This window comes from Edwardsiella ictaluri ATCC 33202 (assembly GCF_000264785.1).
Classification (GTDB): Bacteria; Pseudomonadota; Gammaproteobacteria; order Enterobacterales; family Enterobacteriaceae; genus Edwardsiella; species Edwardsiella ictaluri.
Window position 1 is genome coordinate 1 of record NZ_AFJI01000024.1, and the last position, 16,273, is coordinate 16,273.

Sequence of the window (16,273 nt, forward strand, 5' to 3'; positions counted from 1 at the left end):
GGCATCAAATTTAGTGTGCTGATATGGCTCAGTCGGTAGAGCGCACCCTTGGTAAGGGTGAGGTCCCCAGTTCGATTCTGGGTATCAGCACCACTTTTTCGGGGTTTTGTTCGGCAAAAAGAATTTGCTTGGCGGCGATAGCGCGGTGGTCCCACCTGACTCCATGCCGAACTCAGAAGTGAAACGCCGTAGCGCCGATGGTAGTGTGGGGTCTCCCCATGCGAGAGTAGGGAACTGCCAAGCATTAAATAAAGCAAAAAAGCCGCTCAATGAGCGGCTTTTTTGCGTCTGAAGCCCGGCCAGATCCTGTGAAAAACCGCCGTTGGCGGTCTTTTTATACACAGGTGTTATCTCCTTATCCTTTAGCTTGTTGCTTTAACCAACGCTGGATGAAGGCTGCAATTTCACCGGGGTTATTAATATCCAGGAATGGGACGGCGCAGTCATGACGGCTATCGCTGGCCAACGCAATGACGTACTTGTCGATAAGGCCGCTAAAGGGTTTGCCAACCGCGTGCCGGTAAAGCGCTATTTTGGCAATATGTTCATGTTTAAATCCCTCGACCAGAATTAAATCGCAGCGCCTGGCATCGATGCGTGAGGCCAGAAAGCGTAAGTCCAGCGGCTGCCTCTCCTGCGTTTCGCTCATCAATGCCCAGCGTAGATCGCTGGCGACCAGTGTTTGATCTGCCCCGGCCTTACGCAGCTCATAGCTGTCTTTACCCGGGGTATCGACATCCATATCGTGATGGGTGTGCTTGATCAGGGCGATGCGGATCCCCCGGGCTTTTAGGCTGGGAATCAGCTGTTTCAGCAGCGTGGTTTTTCCGGTGCCGCTGTAGGCGGCAATGCCCAAGAGTGGTGGGGTCGTCACGGTGATGTGTGTTCCTGTTGTTGCGCCTGCTGGCATTCTTGCAGACTATTAATATTGATAAAGAGCGCGGGATCGGCATAGCGTACGGGCTGCGCATCAACCCATTGCATGAATAGCATGAGCTTACGCTCTCCCCGCTGCAGAAAGGTGCGTAGCTGCGGCAGCAGGCTGCGGTGCCATAGGGCGAGCGTCGGGTGACAGCGCTCGCCGTCGTTGATATAGGCTGCGAGGGCGTCGCCTTTGCCTTGCCAGAGTACGTTGACCAGATCGGCGGGAATAAAGGGGACATCGCAGGGAACAGAGATGAGCCACGGCGTTTGACACTGCTCCAGCGCCGTTAGCACGCCGGCCAAGGGGCCAGGAAAGTCCGCCATGCGGTCGCTGAGCACTTCGCAGCCGCTTTGCCAGTAGGTCTGCTGATTTCGATTGGCGCTGATGACGACCCGGGACACCTGGGGCGCTAGACGTTGTAAAACCTGCTGATACAGGGGTATGGCGTTGAGTGTAACCAATCCTTTATCTCTACCCTGCATCCTGGTGGCTCGCCCGCCCGCTAAAATAACCCCCTCAATGTCCTGCATTGTGAAAGCGCTCCTGTAAACTGTAGATGTCGAACGATGCTCTATCATAGCGCCCCTTTAATGATGATGTAATAGTTTGTAAATAGTGAGTGTTACACGGTAAACGACTATCTTTGCTAAATTAGGATTGCTAGTTTTAGCAGCCCTGTGAATAGACAAGAGAGCGTACTCTATGAAATGCCATCGTGTTAATGAGCTTATTGAGTTAATCCATCCGGCCTGGCAGCAGGAGCCGGATCTGAACCTGATGCAGTTTTTACAGAAGCTGGCCGACGAGGCGGGCTATGAGGGCGCACTGGCTGACCTTACTGATGATATTCTGATCTATCACCTGAAAATGCGCGACAGTGAGAAGAGCGCGGTGATCCCAGGCCTGCAAAAAGACTATGAAGAGGATTTCAAAACGGCCCTACTGCGCGCGCGCGGCGTGATTAAAGATTGATGCTATGACGACGTCGGCCTTTAATTTTCAGACTCTGACACCGGATCTCATCTTGGGTGCGCTGGAGAGTACGGGGATCCGCATTGATTCCGGTCTCAGTGAGCTGAACAGCTATGAAAACCGCGTCTATCAGCTGATGGATGAGGAGAGACGGCGCTATGTGGTGAAATTCTATCGGCCCGAGCGTTGGAGCGATGCTCAGATCGCAGAGGAACACGCTTTCTCTGCCGAGCTGGCCGCGCAGGAGATCCCGCTGGCGGCTCCGCTGTCCCTGAATGGCACCACGCTGCATCACTACCATGGATATGCCTTTGCTGTTTTCCCCAGCCTGGGGGGCCGTGAGTATGAGGTCGATAGCCTCGACCAGCTGGAGTGGGTTGGGCGCTATCTGGGGCGTATCCATCAGGTAGGCCGACGCCAGCTGTTTGGCTGTCGGCCTACCATTGGGCTGGACGAATATGTCTACCAGCCGCGGGCGCTGCTGGCGGACAGCCCACTGGTGCCCGAAGCGCAGCGATCTGCGTTGCTATCGGCGTTAGATACGCTGATTGCGGTGTTGCTTCCGTGCTGGCGGGATGATTTGCCGCAGCTGCGCCTGCACGGTGACTGCCACCCGGGAAATATACTGTGGCGCGATGGTCCACTGTTCGTCGATCTGGACGATGCGCGCAACGGCCCGGCGATCCAGGATTTGTGGATGCTACTGAATGGAGATGACGCAGAGAAGCGCGTACAGCTGGATGTACTGCTGGAGGCCTACGGCGAATTCAGTAATTTCGATCTGCGCGAGCTGGCGCTGATTGAGCCGCTGCGCGCCATGCGGATGATCCATTATGTGGCCTGGATCTGCCGTCGCTGGCAGGATCCTGCGTTTCCGCGCAGTTTTCCCTGGATGGGCGAGACCCAGTTCTGGCTGCGTCAGATCCAGGTTTTTCAGGAGCAGGTCCGTCTGTTACAGGCCGCTCCGCTACAGTTAACGCCGATGTATTGACGACAGATCCCGAATAATGGAGAAGTGATAATGAAAAAGATGTGGCTGGCCCTGCTGGGCATGGTTATAGCGTTTGGCGTATCGGCTGCGCAGTTTACTAACGGGGAACAATATACCACGTTGGATAAACCGGTAAACGGTGCGCCGCAGGTATTGGAATTCTTCTCGTTTTATTGTCCGCATTGCTATGAGTTTGCTGAGGTTTACCATATTCCCCAGGCTATTGAAGGTAAACTGCCGCAGGGGATAACGCTGACAAAATACCATGTAGAGTTTCTGGGGCCATTAGGAAAACAGCTGACTCAGGCATGGGCTGTCGCGATGGCGCTGGGAGTTGAGGATAAGATTACCCAGCCTATGTTTGATGCGCTACAGAAAACACAGAGTATTAAAACCGAGGCGGATATTCGCAATGTCTTTATTCAGGCCGGAGTGAAACCGCAAGAGTATGATGCTGCGCTGAATAGCTTCGTGGTTAAATCTTTGGTGGTACAGCAGGAGAAAGCCGCAGAGGATTTCCAACTGCGCGGTGTGCCGGCGGTATTTGTAAACGGCAGATACATGGTGAAAAGCGATGGATTGGATACCAGCTCCATGGCGAACTATGTGGCGCAGTTTGCCAATGTGGTGCACTTCTTGGTGAGCCAGCCGTAATCGGCGCACTGACCCTGAGCAACACGCCGGATATCGTCTCTCCGGCGTTTTTTAGACTTTAGACGGTAGGACGGTAACGTTCGCGTAGCCGTGTTATCAGCAGATCCTTACGCTGCCAAAGTGTATTCAGCCATAGCTGAAACTGGTGTTTGAAGTCTTTATTATTGAAATAATCGCCGCGAATTTCATCGCTGATAGGCAGTATTTCAACGTGTACGACGATGCCTTGCATGCGTCCGCAGAGGAGATCGAGGAAAGGGCGTCGCTCATTCTGCGGGTAAAGCAGCGTGACGTTAAGCACTCGCTCAAACTGGCTGCCAAGGGTACTGAGGGTAAACGCGATGCCCGCAGCCTTGGGCTGTAATAGGTTCTGATAGGGTGAGTTTTGGCCGCGGCGTTTTTCCTCCGTACAGCGTGATCCTTCGACGAAGTTAACGATAGTGGTTGGATGCAGGCGAAATTTCTCGCATGAACGGCGGGTCGTTTCGATATCCTTACCGCGCAGCTCCGGGTGTTTAAGGAGATAGCTGCGGGAATAGCGTCGCATGAAAGGCATATCCAACGCCCAACAGGCTAGGCCGATAAAAGGTACCCAGGCCAGCTGCTGCTTAAGGAAATACTTATTCATTGGAATATGATTCCGTAGCAATACACACAGCACTACAATATCCGTCCAGCTGTTATGATTGCTGATCAGCAGATACCAGTTTTGCTTACTTAACCCCTCTAGGCCGCTGACGTGCCATTTTAGTCGTGGATTAAGGTTCATTAATCCGGCCAAACCTTGGCACCAGCACCACATCAACCTATCAGAGTATCGGGAAATAGCATGCCTCACTCCGGGTAGCGGCAGCAGAAGTTTTATGACGCCCAATAGTACGATAGGCAGCGAACAGGCCATGGTGACTACGATGGCCAACAGCGTTATTAGTACGAAGGTAAAAGGAGACAACACCGTGGCAGTCAGGGTTGGCATTGGGAAATCACACCGCACTCGGAAGAATAGGATCTGCAATGTTAGCAGATAGAGGCGTAAGTCGGCACATTTTGTCCCGCTCAAAGATATTTCTGTAAAAAAGTCTGTGCCGTTTTAAAAGTAGGTCATACTATAATGACGCTTATCGAACTGTCAGGTTCTGTTGGTTATATTTTTCAAGTTATACACAGTTCACTCCTTATGTTTTTTATATTAACTCCTTCGGTATTAAGTGAATATGACATTGATTTTAAATGATTATAATCATTGAGTCTTCATATATAGTCTTCTTGGTATTAAGTGTTCTATTTTTTGCTCACAAACTTATCCACAGATTGATTCTGTGTGGTTGTGCATCATAGATAGCGATAAAACTCCCCGAATATTCGTCAGCGCACCTGAGGTGTGGCATCCTTATACTTTGATAACCACCACGACAAAGACAGATTATGGCCCAGATAGCTGAAAATCCCCTGATCCTGGTTGATGGATCCTCATACCTTTACCGTGCCTATCATGCGTTTCCACCGCTGACCAATAGCGCCGGGGAGCCTACCGGGGCTATGTATGGTGTGCTGAATATGCTGCGAAGCCTGATCATACAATATCAGCCGAGCCATGTTGCCGTGGTGTTTGATGCCAAGGGCAAAACGTTTCGCGATGAGCTGTTTGCCGAATATAAGTCACATCGTCCTCCGATGCCGGACGATCTGCGTGAGCAGATAGCGCCGTTGCACCAGATGGTTGAGGCGATGGGGCTACCGCTGCTGGTCGTACCGGGGGTGGAGGCGGACGATGTGATCGGCACGCTGGCGCGCCGCGCTGAGCTGGCGGGGCGGCATGTTCTGATCAGCACCGGCGACAAGGATATGGCGCAGCTGGTAACACCGAATATCACGCTTATCAATACGATGACCAACACTGTTCTGGGACCTCAGGAGGTGTGTGACAAATATGGGGTGCCGCCGTCGCTGATCATCGACTTTTTAGCGCTGATGGGCGATGCCTCTGACAATATTCCCGGCGTCCCCGGCGTAGGTGAGAAGACGGCGCAGGCGCTGTTGCAGGGCATTGGCAGCCTGAAGACGATTTATGATGATCTCGATCGGGTGGCTACCCTGAGCTTTCGTGGCGCGAAGACTATGGGAGCCAAGCTGCTGTTGAATAAAGAAAAGGCCGATCTTTCCTACCTGTTGGCGACCATTAAGACCGACGTTGATCTGGCGCAGGGGGGCGACGATTTGGCCATTAAAGTGCTGGATAGTGAGACGCTGCACCAGTTGTTCAGCCGCTATGAGTTTAAGCGATGGCTGAGCGATGTGCAGGAGGGCTCTTGGCTAACAGGGGCGACAGGCGGTCGTAAAACGCGGGGGAATAAAATCGCTGACACACCTGCGGCGCTTGCGCCGGAGGTTTTCGTGACGCTGACGCGCGAGGGCTACCAAACGATCCTCGATGAGGCCGCGCTGGAGGCATTGATTACGCGCCTGCGCCAGGCCGGGAGCTTTGCCTTTGATACTGAGACCGATTCGCTGGATGTACTGTCGGCCAATCTGGTGGGGATCTCCTGCGCCGATAAGCCGGGGCAGGCATGTTACATCCCGCTGGCCCATGACTACCTGGATGCGCCGCATCAGCTCGATCGTCAGTATGTTCTGGCGCGCCTACAGCCGCTGCTGGAGGATGAAGGGATAGCCAAGATTGGTCAGAACCTGAAGTATGATATTGGCGTTATGGCGCGCTATGGTATCACGCTGCGCGGCGTGGCATTTGATACCATGTTGGAGTCCTATGTGCTCAATAGCGTTGCTGGGCGCCATGATATGGATAGCCTATCTGCTCGCCATCTCGACCATAAAACGATTACGTTTGAAGAGATTGCCGGTAAAGGAAAAGGTCAGCTGACGTTCAATCAAATCCCGCTGGAGCAGGCGTCGGAGTATGCCGCAGAGGATGCCGATGTTACCCTGCAGCTGCATCAGCATTTGTGGCCGATGCTGGAGGGAGAGTCTGGTCCGAGCCATATTTTCCGCGATATTGATATGCCGTTGGTTCCGGTGCTGTCGCGGATGGAGCGTACCGGGGTGTTGATCGACAGCGCGATTCTGGGTCAACATTCACAGGAGCTGGCGGTACGGCTGGAGGCGCTGGAGCAGCAGGCGCATAGCGAGGCTGGAGAGCCATTTAATCTGTCATCGACCAAACAGCTGCAGAGTATTCTGTTTGAGAAGCAGCAGCTGCCGGTATTGAAGAAAACGCCGGGCGGAGCGCCATCAACCAATGAAGAGGTGCTGGTTGAGCTGGCCGAGCAGGGGTATGCGTTGCCACAGGTAATCCTGGAGTACCGCACGCTGGCCAAGCTGAAGAGTACCTACACCGATAAGTTACCGCTGATGGTTAATCCGCTGACGGGCCGGGTACATACCTCCTATCATCAGGCCGTCACCGCGACAGGCCGTCTGTCATCCAGCGATCCTAACCTGCAGAATATCCCCGTGCGCAGCGACGAAGGGCGGCGCATCCGTCAGGCTTTCATCGCGCCGGTCGGCAGCCGGATTGTGGCGGCGGATTACTCACAGATTGAGCTGCGCATAATGGCACACTTATCGGGAGACAAAGGGCTGCTGCAGGCATTTGCGGCAGGGAAAGATATCCATCGCGCCACGGCGGCAGAGGTCTTTGGCTTGCCGTTAGAGGCGGTGAGCGCCGATCAGCGCCGCAGCGCTAAGGCGATTAACTTTGGCCTGATTTATGGTATGAGCGCTTTTGGTCTGGCTCGTCAGCTGAACATTGGCCGCGGCGAAGCCCAACGCTATATGGATCTCTACTTTGAGCGCTATCCGGGCGTGCTGGCCTATATGGAGCGCACCCGCCAGCTGGCATCGGATCAGGGCTATGTTGAAACGCTGGATGGCCGTCGGCTCTATCTGCCCGAGATCAACGCGCGCAACGGTATGCGCCGTAAAGCGGCGGAGCGTGCCGCGATTAACGCGCCGATGCAGGGAACGGCGGCCGATATCATTAAACGGGCCATGATTGCCGTTGATGGCTGGCTACAGGAGACCCAGCTGGAGGTTCGTATGATTATGCAGGTACACGATGAACTGGTATTTGAAGTGCCAGAGTCTCAGGTTGAGGCGGTGGTCTGTCAGGTTCGTGTACTAATGGAAAATAGCCTGTCGCTGGCGGTTCCATTAAAAGTTGATATTGGTTGTGGTGAAAATTGGGATCAAGCTCACTAAAATGTGAATATTTAATCCTGTTATGTAATTAATTTACATAAAAAATGCGTTTATTGATGGGTTTTGCGGATTAAAACGGCGTTTTTTGTAAGTAAACAACAAAAAGGTTGATTGATACATAAAATGTTGTACAGTTGTCAGAGTAGGGTACAGAGGTAAGATGTTCTATCTTTCAGACCTTTTACTTCACGTAATCGGATTTGGCTGATTATTAGCCGCCCCGGTCTTTATGACTGGGGCGTTTTTTTTGTATAAAGAAAAGTCAGTTGAAATATAACCGCATATAACTCTTCGCTGGCGCCGTGTGCGTGTGTCGCCGCATAAGTTGATGCGCTTATTTTTATATTTTGCTGAAAAATAGCATAAAAAAGCCGCTCTCGCGGCTAATTGTATCGATACATCAGGGAGTTATTACTCGCCGATGCTGGGATCGTCGTCCTTGTCCGCCTGCTGAGGCGTGATCTCGCTGAACCAGGTATCCAGCTTATCTCTCAGCTTATCGACGCCAAACTTTTTGAGGGAGGAGAATGCGTCGACCTGGATGTCGCCCATAAACGGCAGCACCGCCTCTCGCACCATATTCAGCTGCGCCTTGCGGGCGCCAGAGGCCAATTTATCGGCCTTGGTTAACAGCAGCAATACAGGCAGGCCAACCTCTACCGCCCAGGCGATCATCTGCTGATCGAGATCTTTTAGCGGGTGTCGGATATCCATCAGTACGACCAATCCCTTCAGGCACTGCCGTTTCTGCAGATACTCTCCCAACGCCTGCTGCCATTTACGCTTCATCTCTTCCGGGACTTCGGCGTAGCCATAGCCAGGCAGATCGACAAGGCGAATGCCATCCTCAACCTCGAACAGGTTGATGAGCTGGGTACGTCCCGGCGTTTTACTGGTGCGCGCCAGGCTTTTTTGATTGGTCAGTGTATTGAGCGCGCTGGATTTCCCAGCGTTGGATCGCCCGGCAAACGCCACTTCAATACCGGTATCTTCCGGCAGGTGGCGAATATCGGGGGCGCTGGTGACGAAGTGCGTCACATGGTAGTTGTAAGTTTGACGGGCCAAGAGGATCGTCTCCCTGTTGCTGGAGGAATAATGGCAGGAATTATAACCATAATGATGGGAAAGGGCGTATAAATCCGTGTATCACCGGCATGGATGGCGTAAGCCGTCAGCCCGTCTCCACGTAAGCGATCGACTATAGCGTCATCAGATAATGGCGTATCGTTCTGTAAGGGTTTTATTTTTTAATTATTGATATTCAAATGATTACATTAATTGTGTGATATCGATCGGCTATCGAGACGCAATTTCGCTTATTGTTCTTTACCCTCAGTAAGATAGATTAATTCCAGCGCAGGGATGCAGCCTAAAACGGACTCTTCGTCAGGATGACGATGCCCTGGGAGCGTTAAGGATAATGCGTCGGGGTAAGGAGACCGGCCACAGGATGTGGCGCGACAGACAGGATGTTTGTCACAGGGATGTATCTGGCCCGGGAGTGGGCTACCGCCTTCGGGCGGAGAGGGAGTTTGCCTTAGGGATGAGGGCAGGGAGCACCGCCGCAAAGGGATAAACCGGGACGTTGTTTGCCGTTAGGGATGATTAGTGTGAATATCCTTCTGCAGAAGGTATAAAATTAAGGCGACAGTTTAGGCTGTCGCCTTTTTTCTTTGCGGCCTTTCTGATAGATTTCGCCGCAGTTTTCGACATCTCTGATCAAGAGTATAAGTTATGAGTCCGGTGAATAAATCAAAGGCCGTTAAAGCCAAAAAAACACGTAAAACCCGTCAGGAGCTGGATCTGGAAGGACGCGAGCGCAAACGCCAGAAAAAGCACCGCGGCCATAAGCCGGGCGCTCGCAATAGTGACAGTGCGGCTCAGGATGGGAAGGGAGGTAGCCGCGTAGGACGCGATCCGCGCCTCGGCAGCAAGACGCCGGTTACGTTGGTGGTCGATAGCCAGGCGATAGCGCTGCGCCGTCCGCAGTCGCCGGTACAGCCAGAGGTGAAGAAGGCGCTCTCCCCGGAAGAGGAGCTGGCGCGTCTGGAAAACGATCAGCGTCTGGATGCTCTGCTGGAGCGTCTGGAAGATGGCGCGACGCTGAATGGCGAAGAGCAGCGCTATGTGGACGAGATGCTGGATCGCATCGATGCGCTGATGGAAGAGCTGGGTATTGAGCTGGAAGATGATGAGGACGACGTGCCGGAACAGGAAGACATTATGCAGCTGCTGCGCCGCGGTAGCCCAAAAGATGCTATCTGATGCCGGATGAGCCTGATTCTGGCCATCGGCCTGATGCTCACATGTTATCTGCTGTGGTTATTGGCTAAACTATGGCGGCTGTCGCAGCGCAAAGCGCGCTGGCAACGGGCCGCCATGCGTTACGGCAGGCCGTCGGCTTCTCCACTGCGCACAGTCAGGAGAAAACAGAATAAGGAGTGAGCATCCATGTCAGAACAGACTATCGTCTGGGATTTGGCCCTGATCCAGAAATATAACTATTCCGGGCCGCGCTATACCTCGTACCCCACCGCGCTGGAGTTTAATGAACTCTTTGATGAGGCGGCCTTTCTGCGCGCCGTAGCCCGCTATCCCGAGCGGGCGCTTTCCCTTTACGTGCATATCCCGTTCTGCCATAAGCTGTGCTACTTCTGCGGCTGTAATAAGATTGTGACCCGTCAGTCCCACAAGGCCGACGAGTATTTGGATAAGCTGGCGCTGGAGATCGCTGCTCGCGCGCCGCTGTTTGCAGGGCGGACGGTGAGCCAGCTGCATTGGGGCGGCGGTACGCCGACCTTTCTCAATAAGGCGCAGATTAGCCGCCTGATGATGCTGCTGCGTCGCCATTTTACCTTTGCGCCTCAGGCGGAGATTTCGATAGAGATCGATCCGCGGGAGATTGCGCTGGATGTGCTGGATCACCTTCGTCAAGAAGGGTTTAACCGCCTGAGCATGGGGGTTCAGGACTTCAATAAGACCGTACAGACGTTGGTCAACCGCGAGCAGGATGAGGCGTTTATCTTTTCTCTGCTGCACCACGCGCGGGAAATCGGCTTTACCTCAACCAATATCGACCTGATTTATGGTCTGCCCCGCCAGACGCCGGAGAGCTTCGGTTTTACGCTGCAAAAGGTGATTGAGCTGAATCCCGATCGACTCAGCATTTTTAACTATGCACACATGCCCAAGCTGTTTGCTGCTCAGCGTAAGATTAAGGATGCCGATCTACCCAGCGCAGACCATAAGCTGGCTATTCTGCAGCAGAGTATCGCGACGCTGACCAGCGTGGGATACCAGTTTATCGGAATGGATCACTTCGCCCACCGTGACGATGAGCTGGCGGTGGCCCAGCGCGCCGGTAAACTGCATCGCAACTTTCAGGGATATACCACGCAGGGCGACAGTGATTTGCTGGGGTTGGGCGTATCGGCGATTAGCATGATCGGGGATAGCTATGCCCAAAATCGCAAGGTGCTGAAGGAGTACTATGCCGCGGTTGAGGCGCAGGGCAACGCGCTGTGGCGCGGGCTGGCCATGAGCCGGGATGACTGCATTCGCCGCGATGTGATTAAGGGGCTTATCTGTAATTTCCGCCTGGATTTCGCGCCGATAGAGCAGCAGTACGGCATTCGCTTTGTGGATTATTTCGTCGAGGATCTGGTGCTGTTGCGTCCGCTGGCGCAGGATGGGTTGGTCGAGCTGGGTGAGACGGCGATTAACGTCACGCCGCGCGGTCGTTTGCTGATCCGGAATATCTGCATGTGCTTTGATGTGTATCTGCGTCATCAGGCCCGAATGAAGCAGTTTTCGCGCGTCATCTGACGCCAGCCTAAAACGACAATCCCCGGCACGCCGGGGATTGTCGTTTTAGGCTTAGCGGTTCAGACGCTCCAGAACAGCAGCGCCAGCAGCTGGGGCGACATAATGCGCAGGAACATCGCCAGAGGGTAGACCGTGGCGTAGGAGAGCGCTGCAGCCCCGCTGGTGGCGTGTAGGCCGTTGGCGAAGGCCAGCGCCGGGGGATCGGTCATCGCCCCTGCCAGCATGCCGCAGAGCGTCAGATAGTTCATCTTAATCATCAGACGTGCCAGGAGCGCTGCCGTGAGCAGCGGGATAGCGGTGATCAGGATCCCATAGCCAATCCAGGTGACCCCTTCGCCGTTGAGCAGCGTGTCGATGAAGTTGCCGCCGGACTTTAGCCCGACGACCGCCAGGAACAGCACGATCCCCAGTTCGCGTAGCGCCAGGTTGGCGCTGGGCGGCATAAACCAGTACAGCTTACCGATGCTGCCGATACGGCCCAGAATCAGAGCGACCACCAGCGGCCCGCCGGCCAGCCCCAGCTTGAGCGCCGCCGGGAAGCCAGGAATGAACAGCGGAACCGACCCCAGCAGAACGCCCAGCCCGATACCGATAAAGACCGGCAGCATCTGCACCTGCTGCAGCTTTTGCTGGGCGTTACCGACGATGGCAGCGACGGCATCGATCGCCTGAGGCCGACCAACCAGATTGAGAATATCGCCGAACTGCAGCGTCGCATTGTTACCGGCCACCAGCTCGACACCGGCGCGGTTAAGCCGCGAGATCACGACATCGTACCTTTGCTTCAGGTTGAGATCGCGGATCTTTTTTCCCAGAACCCTCTCGTTGGTGACCACGACACGGCTGACCTGCAGCTCGGTTCCGCGGGTGGACAGCGAGGTGTCAACCTGTTCGCCGATCACCAGCCTGGCGTTTTCCAGCTCCTGCTTTTGCCCCACCAGATGGAGCAGATCGCCGCTTTCGATCTGGGTGGTGGGCAGTGGCACCATGAGGAAATCACCGCGCTTGAGGCGTGAGCAGACGATGGTATCACTATTCAGGATCGGCACCTCCTGTATGGACAGTCCACTCAGGTTGGGGTTGCGCACCATGATATTCATGGTTTGCAGCAGCTCGTGGCTATGACCGTTGCGTGAGTCGAAGTCACGTGCTTCGGCGTCGATATTGATGCGAAACAGCAGGCGTATCAGCCAAATCACCAGCAGAATGCCGCAGATGCCAAAGGGATAGGCCATGGCGTAGCCCATTCCCATCAGATCTATTTGGGACGGGTTGGACCCCAGATCGGTTAATATCTGCTGCCCGGCACCCAGCGCGGGGGTGTTAGTGACGGCACCGGAGAAGATCCCGAGAATAATCGGCAAGGGGACGGCAAATAGCTTGTGAATGGCGGCGGTAATCAGCCCGCTTATCAGTACCATTAGGACGGCAAAGGCATTGAGGCGCAGGCCGGAAACGCGTAGCGAGGAGAAAAAGCCGGGGCCTACCTGAATACCGATGCTGTAGACAAACAGGATCAGGCCAAACTCTTGAATAAAATGCAGCATATCACTGTTGAGATCCAGCTGGTAGCGCTGGGCAAAATGGCCGACGATGATCCCGCCGAACAGGACGCCGCCAATCCCCAGACCGACGCCGTAGATCCGCCAGTTACCAATCCACAACCCAAGCACAGCGACCAGTGATAACATACTGACCGTAAGGGCGATATCGCTCATGATACATCCTTGATAATTAAACGACTCCGGTGAAACGCGCGCGACCGGATGATCTGCTGGGGTAACGGAAAACTCACCTGTATATTGTTACAGAGCGTTGGTAAATAGACTGTGTCACACGACACAGCCCGGATATTTAGTGGATATCCTAGCAGATATTCTCCCGGGGGACTGAAGGGCCCAAGGCGCGCTATCATGATGGCCATCTCCTGGACGTAGAGAGGGTTATCCCAACAGGTGGAGCTGCGCGACGCACAGCACAGCGGCAATGGAGGCATGCGATGGTGGCCCGCCGCTGGCGTTGAGTCCGGTGCCGTGGGAAACCATGGCGCACAGCGAATCGATCATCATTATTCTCCCGCGTGGTGGTATAACGATCGCGACTGCCGTTTTTTTGTGCGCACGGCCTCGTTTTTAACCGAGGGTGTCCTCTCCCCATCATTACTCCATTCCCAGCTCTTTCAGCTTGCGGGTCAGGGTATTGCGGCCCCATCCCAGCAGCCTGGCCGCCTCTTGTTTATGGCCATGAGTGTGGTGCAGGGCGCAGTGCAGCAGCGTACGCTCCATTTCCGGCAGGGCTTCGGCCAGCAGATCCTGCTGGCCGCTCTGCAGGGCATGCTCCGCCCACTGACTCAGCAGCCGTGGCCAGCTGTCCGGCGGGAGTATCACCGGCTGGCGTTCATCGCGCGCGCGCTCAAACAGCTCCGCCGGCAGATCCTGCGTCAACACCTCTTGGCCTGCGGCCATGACCGTCAGCCAGCGGCAGGTATTCTCCAGCTGGCGCACATTGCCAGGCCACGGTAGACGGATCAGAGCCGCTTCGGCCTCCGGGCTGAGCACTTTGGCCTCGACGCCCAGCTCCTGTGCGGCCACTTTGAGAAAATGGCGAGCCAGGCGGGGAATATCCTCGCGCCGCTCACGCAGCGGCGGAAGATGTATGCGGATAACGTTGAGGCGGTGGAAGAGATCTTCGCGGAACTTCCCCTCTTGTACCCGCTGTTCCAGATTCTGATGGGTCGCGGCGACGATGCGCACATCGACCCTGACCGGCGCATAGCCACCGATGCGATAAAACTGTCCGTCGGCCAGTACGCGCAGCAGGCGGGTCTGAACGTCCAACGGCATGTCGCCGATTTCATCGAGGAATAGTGTCCCGCCGTCCGCTTGCTCAAAGCGTCCCTGGCGGATCTGGCTGGCACCGGTAAAGGCGCCTTTTTCATGGCCGAACAGCTCGGATTCGATCAGATCGCGCGGAATGGCCGCCATGTTCAGGGCAATAAATGGCCCCTTGGCACGCGGGCTGTGGCGGTGCAACGCATGGGCGACCAGCTCTTTTCCGGTGCCCGACTCCCCATTGATCAGCACGCTGATGGAGGAGCGTGACAGGCGCCCGATAATGCGAAAGACATCCTGCATCGCCGCTGCTTCGCCAATAATATCGGCGCTGGGATCGCTTCCTGGCGTCTGGCGTGCTGGCTGCTGCTGCTCCTGATAGTGGCTGATAGCGCGTTCGACGAGCGCGACGGCTTCGTCAATATCGAACGGTTTGGGCAGATAATCAAAGGCGCCCTGCTGGTAGGCGCTGACCGCGGCATCCAGATCGGAATGGGCCGTCATAATGATGACCGGAAGCAACGGATGGCGCATTTTTATCTGCTGTAGCAGGGCCAGCCCGTCCATACCGGGCATGCGGATGTCTGACAGTAGAACGTCCGGCGTCTGGGCGCTCATCGCCGTCAGAACCGCCTGACCATTTTCAAATGTGGCGCAGCGTAAACCTGCGCCGGTCAGCGCGCGCTCTAAGACCCAGCGGATGGCACTGTCATCGTCGACGATCCAGACGAGACCCGGTTGCATTGTCATGGTGACCACCTGTTGCGTGAGGGGCGTGGGCTATTTGCGGATTGGCAAATATACCGAAAACTCGGTGTGGCCCGGCCAGCTGTTAAACTCGATTTTTCCCTGATGCTGATCGATCAGGCTCCTTGCAATCGACAGGCCAAGTCCGGTGCCTCCGCTGCGTCCGCTCACCATTGGGTAGAACAGCGTATCCTGCAGCTGGGCGGGGACCCCTGGCCCATCGTCTTCAATATCTATGCGCGCCGCCAGACGATAGCGCTCGCCGTGCAGGGTGACCTGCAGCGCTGTACGGGTACGCAGGGTGATAGTGCCGCCCCGCTCACCCAGCGCCTGCAGGGCATTCCGCGTGATGTTCAGCAGTACCTGCTCGATTTGCTCCGGATCGTGATTCAGCTCTGGCAGGCTGGGGTCATAGTCACGCAGCAGGGTGATGTTCCCCGGGCACTCCAGGGAGACCAGCTGGCAGACCCGCTCGGCGACTTGATGAATACTCTGGGTGACGCGCTGCCCCGGCCTCTGGGGGCCCAGCAGACGATCGACCAGGTTGCGCAGGCGATCGGCCTGCTCAATGATCACCTGGGTGTACTCGGTCAGGGCCGGATCCGGTAGTGCTCTGGCCAACAGCTGCGCTGCCCCGCGCAGCCCGCCGAGCGGGTTTTTGATCTCATGGGCCAGCCCGCGTACCAGATCGCGGGCGGCGACCTGCTGGGAGTGCTGGAGCTGCTCCTGGCTTAGGCGCCGCTGGCTGTCCAGGGGGGAAAGCTCCAGCAGGATCTGCCCTTCGCTCAGGGGCTGGGCCGTCAGCGCCATGATGTGCGGCTGGCTGTCGATGACCAGCATCACCTCGTTGTCGGTAAAACCCTGTCCGGTGCGCAGGCTGATGCGCATCAGTGAGATATCCAAAGAAAGATAGCTCAGCAGATCCGGCAGCGGAGTGCCAAACAGCTTACGCGGGCTCTGCGCCAGCAGCTGCTGAGCGGCTGGATTGGCATAGCGAATGACCAGATCGTCGTCCAGGACCAGGATGCAGGTCATCAGGGCATTTAGCAGCGGCCCGGCATCGGGTAGGTCACGGTGGGGCGGCGTAGGGTATTCAGCCATTTGTGCACT

The 16,273-nt window shown here is 55.5% G+C and carries 16 protein-coding genes, 1 tRNA gene and 1 rRNA gene; 10 read left to right on the plus strand and 8 right to left on the minus strand.

The features are described from left to right. The first annotated feature begins 17 nt into the window (after positions 1–17). A tRNA-Thr gene (locus tag EIEH_RS02925) sits at positions 18–93 on the plus strand. A gap of 34 nt (positions 94–127) precedes the next feature. Then, a 5S ribosomal RNA gene (gene rrf / locus EIEH_RS02930) occupies positions 128–243 on the plus strand. 112 nt (positions 244–355) lie between these two features. On the opposite strand, the gene mobB is transcribed toward rrf, so the two are convergent. Together mobB and mobA are read right to left on the minus strand one after the other, a co-directional pair. After that, on the minus strand, positions 356–910 hold the full coding sequence (gene mobB, locus EIEH_RS02935) for a molybdopterin-guanine dinucleotide biosynthesis protein MobB (protein WP_049640970.1): 555 nt from the start codon (positions 908–910) through the stop codon (positions 356–358). Continuing rightward, a complete protein-coding gene (gene mobA / locus EIEH_RS02940) occupies positions 871–1,455 on the minus strand; it encodes a molybdenum cofactor guanylyltransferase MobA (RefSeq protein WP_035608613.1) in 585 nt (194 codons plus the stop codon). Before mobA ends, mobB begins: the two co-directional genes overlap by 40 nt. 172 nt (positions 1,456–1,627) lie before the next feature. On the opposite strand from mobA, the gene EIEH_RS02945 reads away from it, so the two are divergent. The 3 genes from EIEH_RS02945 to dsbA are packed head-to-tail and all read left to right on the plus strand — an operon-like array spanning position 1,628 to position 3,542. Beyond that, positions 1,628–1,897: a YihD family protein gene (locus tag EIEH_RS02945; RefSeq protein ID WP_015873027.1), complete on the plus strand. Its 270-nt coding sequence runs from the start codon at positions 1,628–1,630 to the stop codon at positions 1,895–1,897. Positions 1,898–1,901: 4 nt separating this feature from the next. Then, the gene (locus EIEH_RS02950; RefSeq protein ID WP_015873026.1) at positions 1,902–2,888 is read left to right on the plus strand and encodes a serine/threonine protein kinase; all 987 of its coding nucleotides are present in this window, start codon (positions 1,902–1,904) and stop codon (positions 2,886–2,888) included. 30 nt (positions 2,889–2,918) lie between these two features. After that, positions 2,919–3,542, plus strand: a complete 624-nt coding sequence (gene dsbA / locus EIEH_RS02955; protein ID WP_015873025.1) for a thiol:disulfide interchange protein DsbA — start codon at positions 2,919–2,921, stop codon at positions 3,540–3,542. A gap of 58 nt (positions 3,543–3,600) precedes the next feature. On the opposite strand, the gene EIEH_RS02960 is transcribed toward dsbA, so the two are convergent. After that, complete coding sequence (locus EIEH_RS02960) at positions 3,601–4,518, minus strand: acyltransferase (RefSeq protein WP_035608616.1); 918 nt, start codon at positions 4,516–4,518, stop codon at positions 3,601–3,603. Between the two features lie 449 nt (positions 4,519–4,967). On the opposite strand from EIEH_RS02960, the gene polA reads away from it, so the two are divergent. Both polA and spfP read left to right on the plus strand, forming a co-directional pair. After that, positions 4,968–7,760: a DNA polymerase I gene (gene polA / locus EIEH_RS02965; protein ID WP_015873022.1), complete on the plus strand. Its 2,793-nt coding sequence runs from the start codon at positions 4,968–4,970 to the stop codon at positions 7,758–7,760. A gap of 160 nt (positions 7,761–7,920) precedes the next feature. After that, positions 7,921–7,968: a small protein SpfP gene (spfP, locus tag EIEH_RS20180; RefSeq protein WP_071892919.1), complete on the plus strand. Its 48-nt coding sequence runs from the start codon at positions 7,921–7,923 to the stop codon at positions 7,966–7,968. Positions 7,969–8,171: 203 nt separating this feature from the next. Here spfP and yihA read toward each other — a convergent pair whose 3' ends face one another. Further along, the gene (gene yihA / locus EIEH_RS02970; RefSeq protein WP_015873021.1) at positions 8,172–8,825 is read right to left on the minus strand and encodes a ribosome biogenesis GTP-binding protein YihA/YsxC; all 654 of its coding nucleotides are present in this window, start codon (positions 8,823–8,825) and stop codon (positions 8,172–8,174) included. Between the two features lie 669 nt (positions 8,826–9,494). On the opposite strand from yihA, the gene yihI reads away from it, so the two are divergent. The 3 genes from yihI to hemN are packed head-to-tail and all read left to right on the plus strand — an operon-like array spanning position 9,495 to position 11,585. Beyond that, positions 9,495–10,025, plus strand: coding sequence for a Der GTPase-activating protein YihI (gene yihI, locus EIEH_RS02975; RefSeq protein WP_015873020.1), 531 nt, complete (start codon positions 9,495–9,497; stop codon positions 10,023–10,025). 6 nt (positions 10,026–10,031) lie between these two features. Further along, positions 10,032–10,205, plus strand: coding sequence for a hypothetical protein (locus EIEH_RS17215; protein ID WP_015873019.1), 174 nt, complete (start codon positions 10,032–10,034; stop codon positions 10,203–10,205). Positions 10,206–10,211: 6 nt separating this feature from the next. Beyond that, entirely contained in the window at positions 10,212–11,585 is a 1,374-nt protein-coding gene (gene hemN / locus EIEH_RS02980) for an oxygen-independent coproporphyrinogen III oxidase (protein ID WP_015873018.1), read from the plus strand. A gap of 59 nt (positions 11,586–11,644) precedes the next feature. Here the strand turns inward: hemN and EIEH_RS02985 are convergent, their stop codons facing one another. From EIEH_RS02985 to glnL, 4 genes are all read right to left on the minus strand, one after another. Then, on the minus strand, positions 11,645–13,303 hold the full coding sequence (locus EIEH_RS02985; protein WP_015873017.1) for a putative transporter: 1,659 nt from the start codon (positions 13,301–13,303) through the stop codon (positions 11,645–11,647). 225 nt (positions 13,304–13,528) lie between these two features. Beyond that, positions 13,529–13,654 carry a YshB family small membrane protein gene (locus tag EIEH_RS18780; protein ID WP_226092371.1) on the minus strand — a complete coding sequence of 42 codons (126 nt, stop codon included), beginning with the start codon at positions 13,652–13,654 and terminating at the stop codon, positions 13,529–13,531. Positions 13,655–13,744: 90 nt separating this feature from the next. Continuing rightward, complete coding sequence (gene glnG, locus EIEH_RS02990) at positions 13,745–15,160, minus strand: nitrogen regulation protein NR(I) (protein WP_015873015.1); 1,416 nt, start codon at positions 15,158–15,160, stop codon at positions 13,745–13,747. A gap of 36 nt (positions 15,161–15,196) precedes the next feature. Further along, a complete protein-coding gene (gene glnL / locus EIEH_RS02995; protein WP_015873014.1) occupies positions 15,197–16,264 on the minus strand; it encodes a nitrogen regulation protein NR(II) in 1,068 nt (355 codons plus the stop codon). Positions 16,265–16,273: the final 9 nt, after the last annotated feature.

Excerpts from the sequence above, each read along its gene's own strand:
- mobB (WP_049640970.1), bottom strand. The coding sequence starts at position 910 with ATGCCAGCAGGCGCAACAACAGGAACACACATCACCGTGACGACCCCA.
- mobA (WP_035608613.1), bottom strand. The coding sequence starts at position 1,455 with ATGCAGGACATTGAGGGGGTTATTTTAGCGGGCGGGCGAGCCACCAGG.
- EIEH_RS02945 (WP_015873027.1), top strand. The coding sequence starts at position 1,628 with ATGAAATGCCATCGTGTTAATGAGCTTATTGAGTTAATCCATCCGGCC.
- EIEH_RS02950 (WP_015873026.1), top strand. The coding sequence starts at position 1,902 with ATGACGACGTCGGCCTTTAATTTTCAGACTCTGACACCGGATCTCATC.
- dsbA (WP_015873025.1), top strand. The coding sequence starts at position 2,919 with ATGAAAAAGATGTGGCTGGCCCTGCTGGGCATGGTTATAGCGTTTGGC.
- EIEH_RS02960 (WP_035608616.1), bottom strand. The coding sequence starts at position 4,518 with ATGCCAACCCTGACTGCCACGGTGTTGTCTCCTTTTACCTTCGTACTA.
- polA (WP_015873022.1), top strand. The coding sequence starts at position 4,968 with ATGGCCCAGATAGCTGAAAATCCCCTGATCCTGGTTGATGGATCCTCA.
- yihI (WP_015873020.1), top strand. The coding sequence starts at position 9,495 with ATGAGTCCGGTGAATAAATCAAAGGCCGTTAAAGCCAAAAAAACACGT.
- EIEH_RS17215 (WP_015873019.1), top strand. The coding sequence starts at position 10,032 with ATGAGCCTGATTCTGGCCATCGGCCTGATGCTCACATGTTATCTGCTG.
- hemN (WP_015873018.1), top strand. The coding sequence starts at position 10,212 with ATGTCAGAACAGACTATCGTCTGGGATTTGGCCCTGATCCAGAAATAT.
- EIEH_RS02985 (WP_015873017.1), bottom strand. The coding sequence starts at position 13,303 with ATGAGCGATATCGCCCTTACGGTCAGTATGTTATCACTGGTCGCTGTG.
- EIEH_RS18780 (WP_226092371.1), bottom strand. The coding sequence starts at position 13,654 with ATGATGATCGATTCGCTGTGCGCCATGGTTTCCCACGGCACCGGACTC.
- glnG (WP_015873015.1), bottom strand. The coding sequence starts at position 15,160 with ATGCAACCGGGTCTCGTCTGGATCGTCGACGATGACAGTGCCATCCGC.
- glnL (WP_015873014.1), bottom strand. The coding sequence starts at position 16,264 with ATGGCTGAATACCCTACGCCGCCCCACCGTGACCTACCCGATGCCGGG.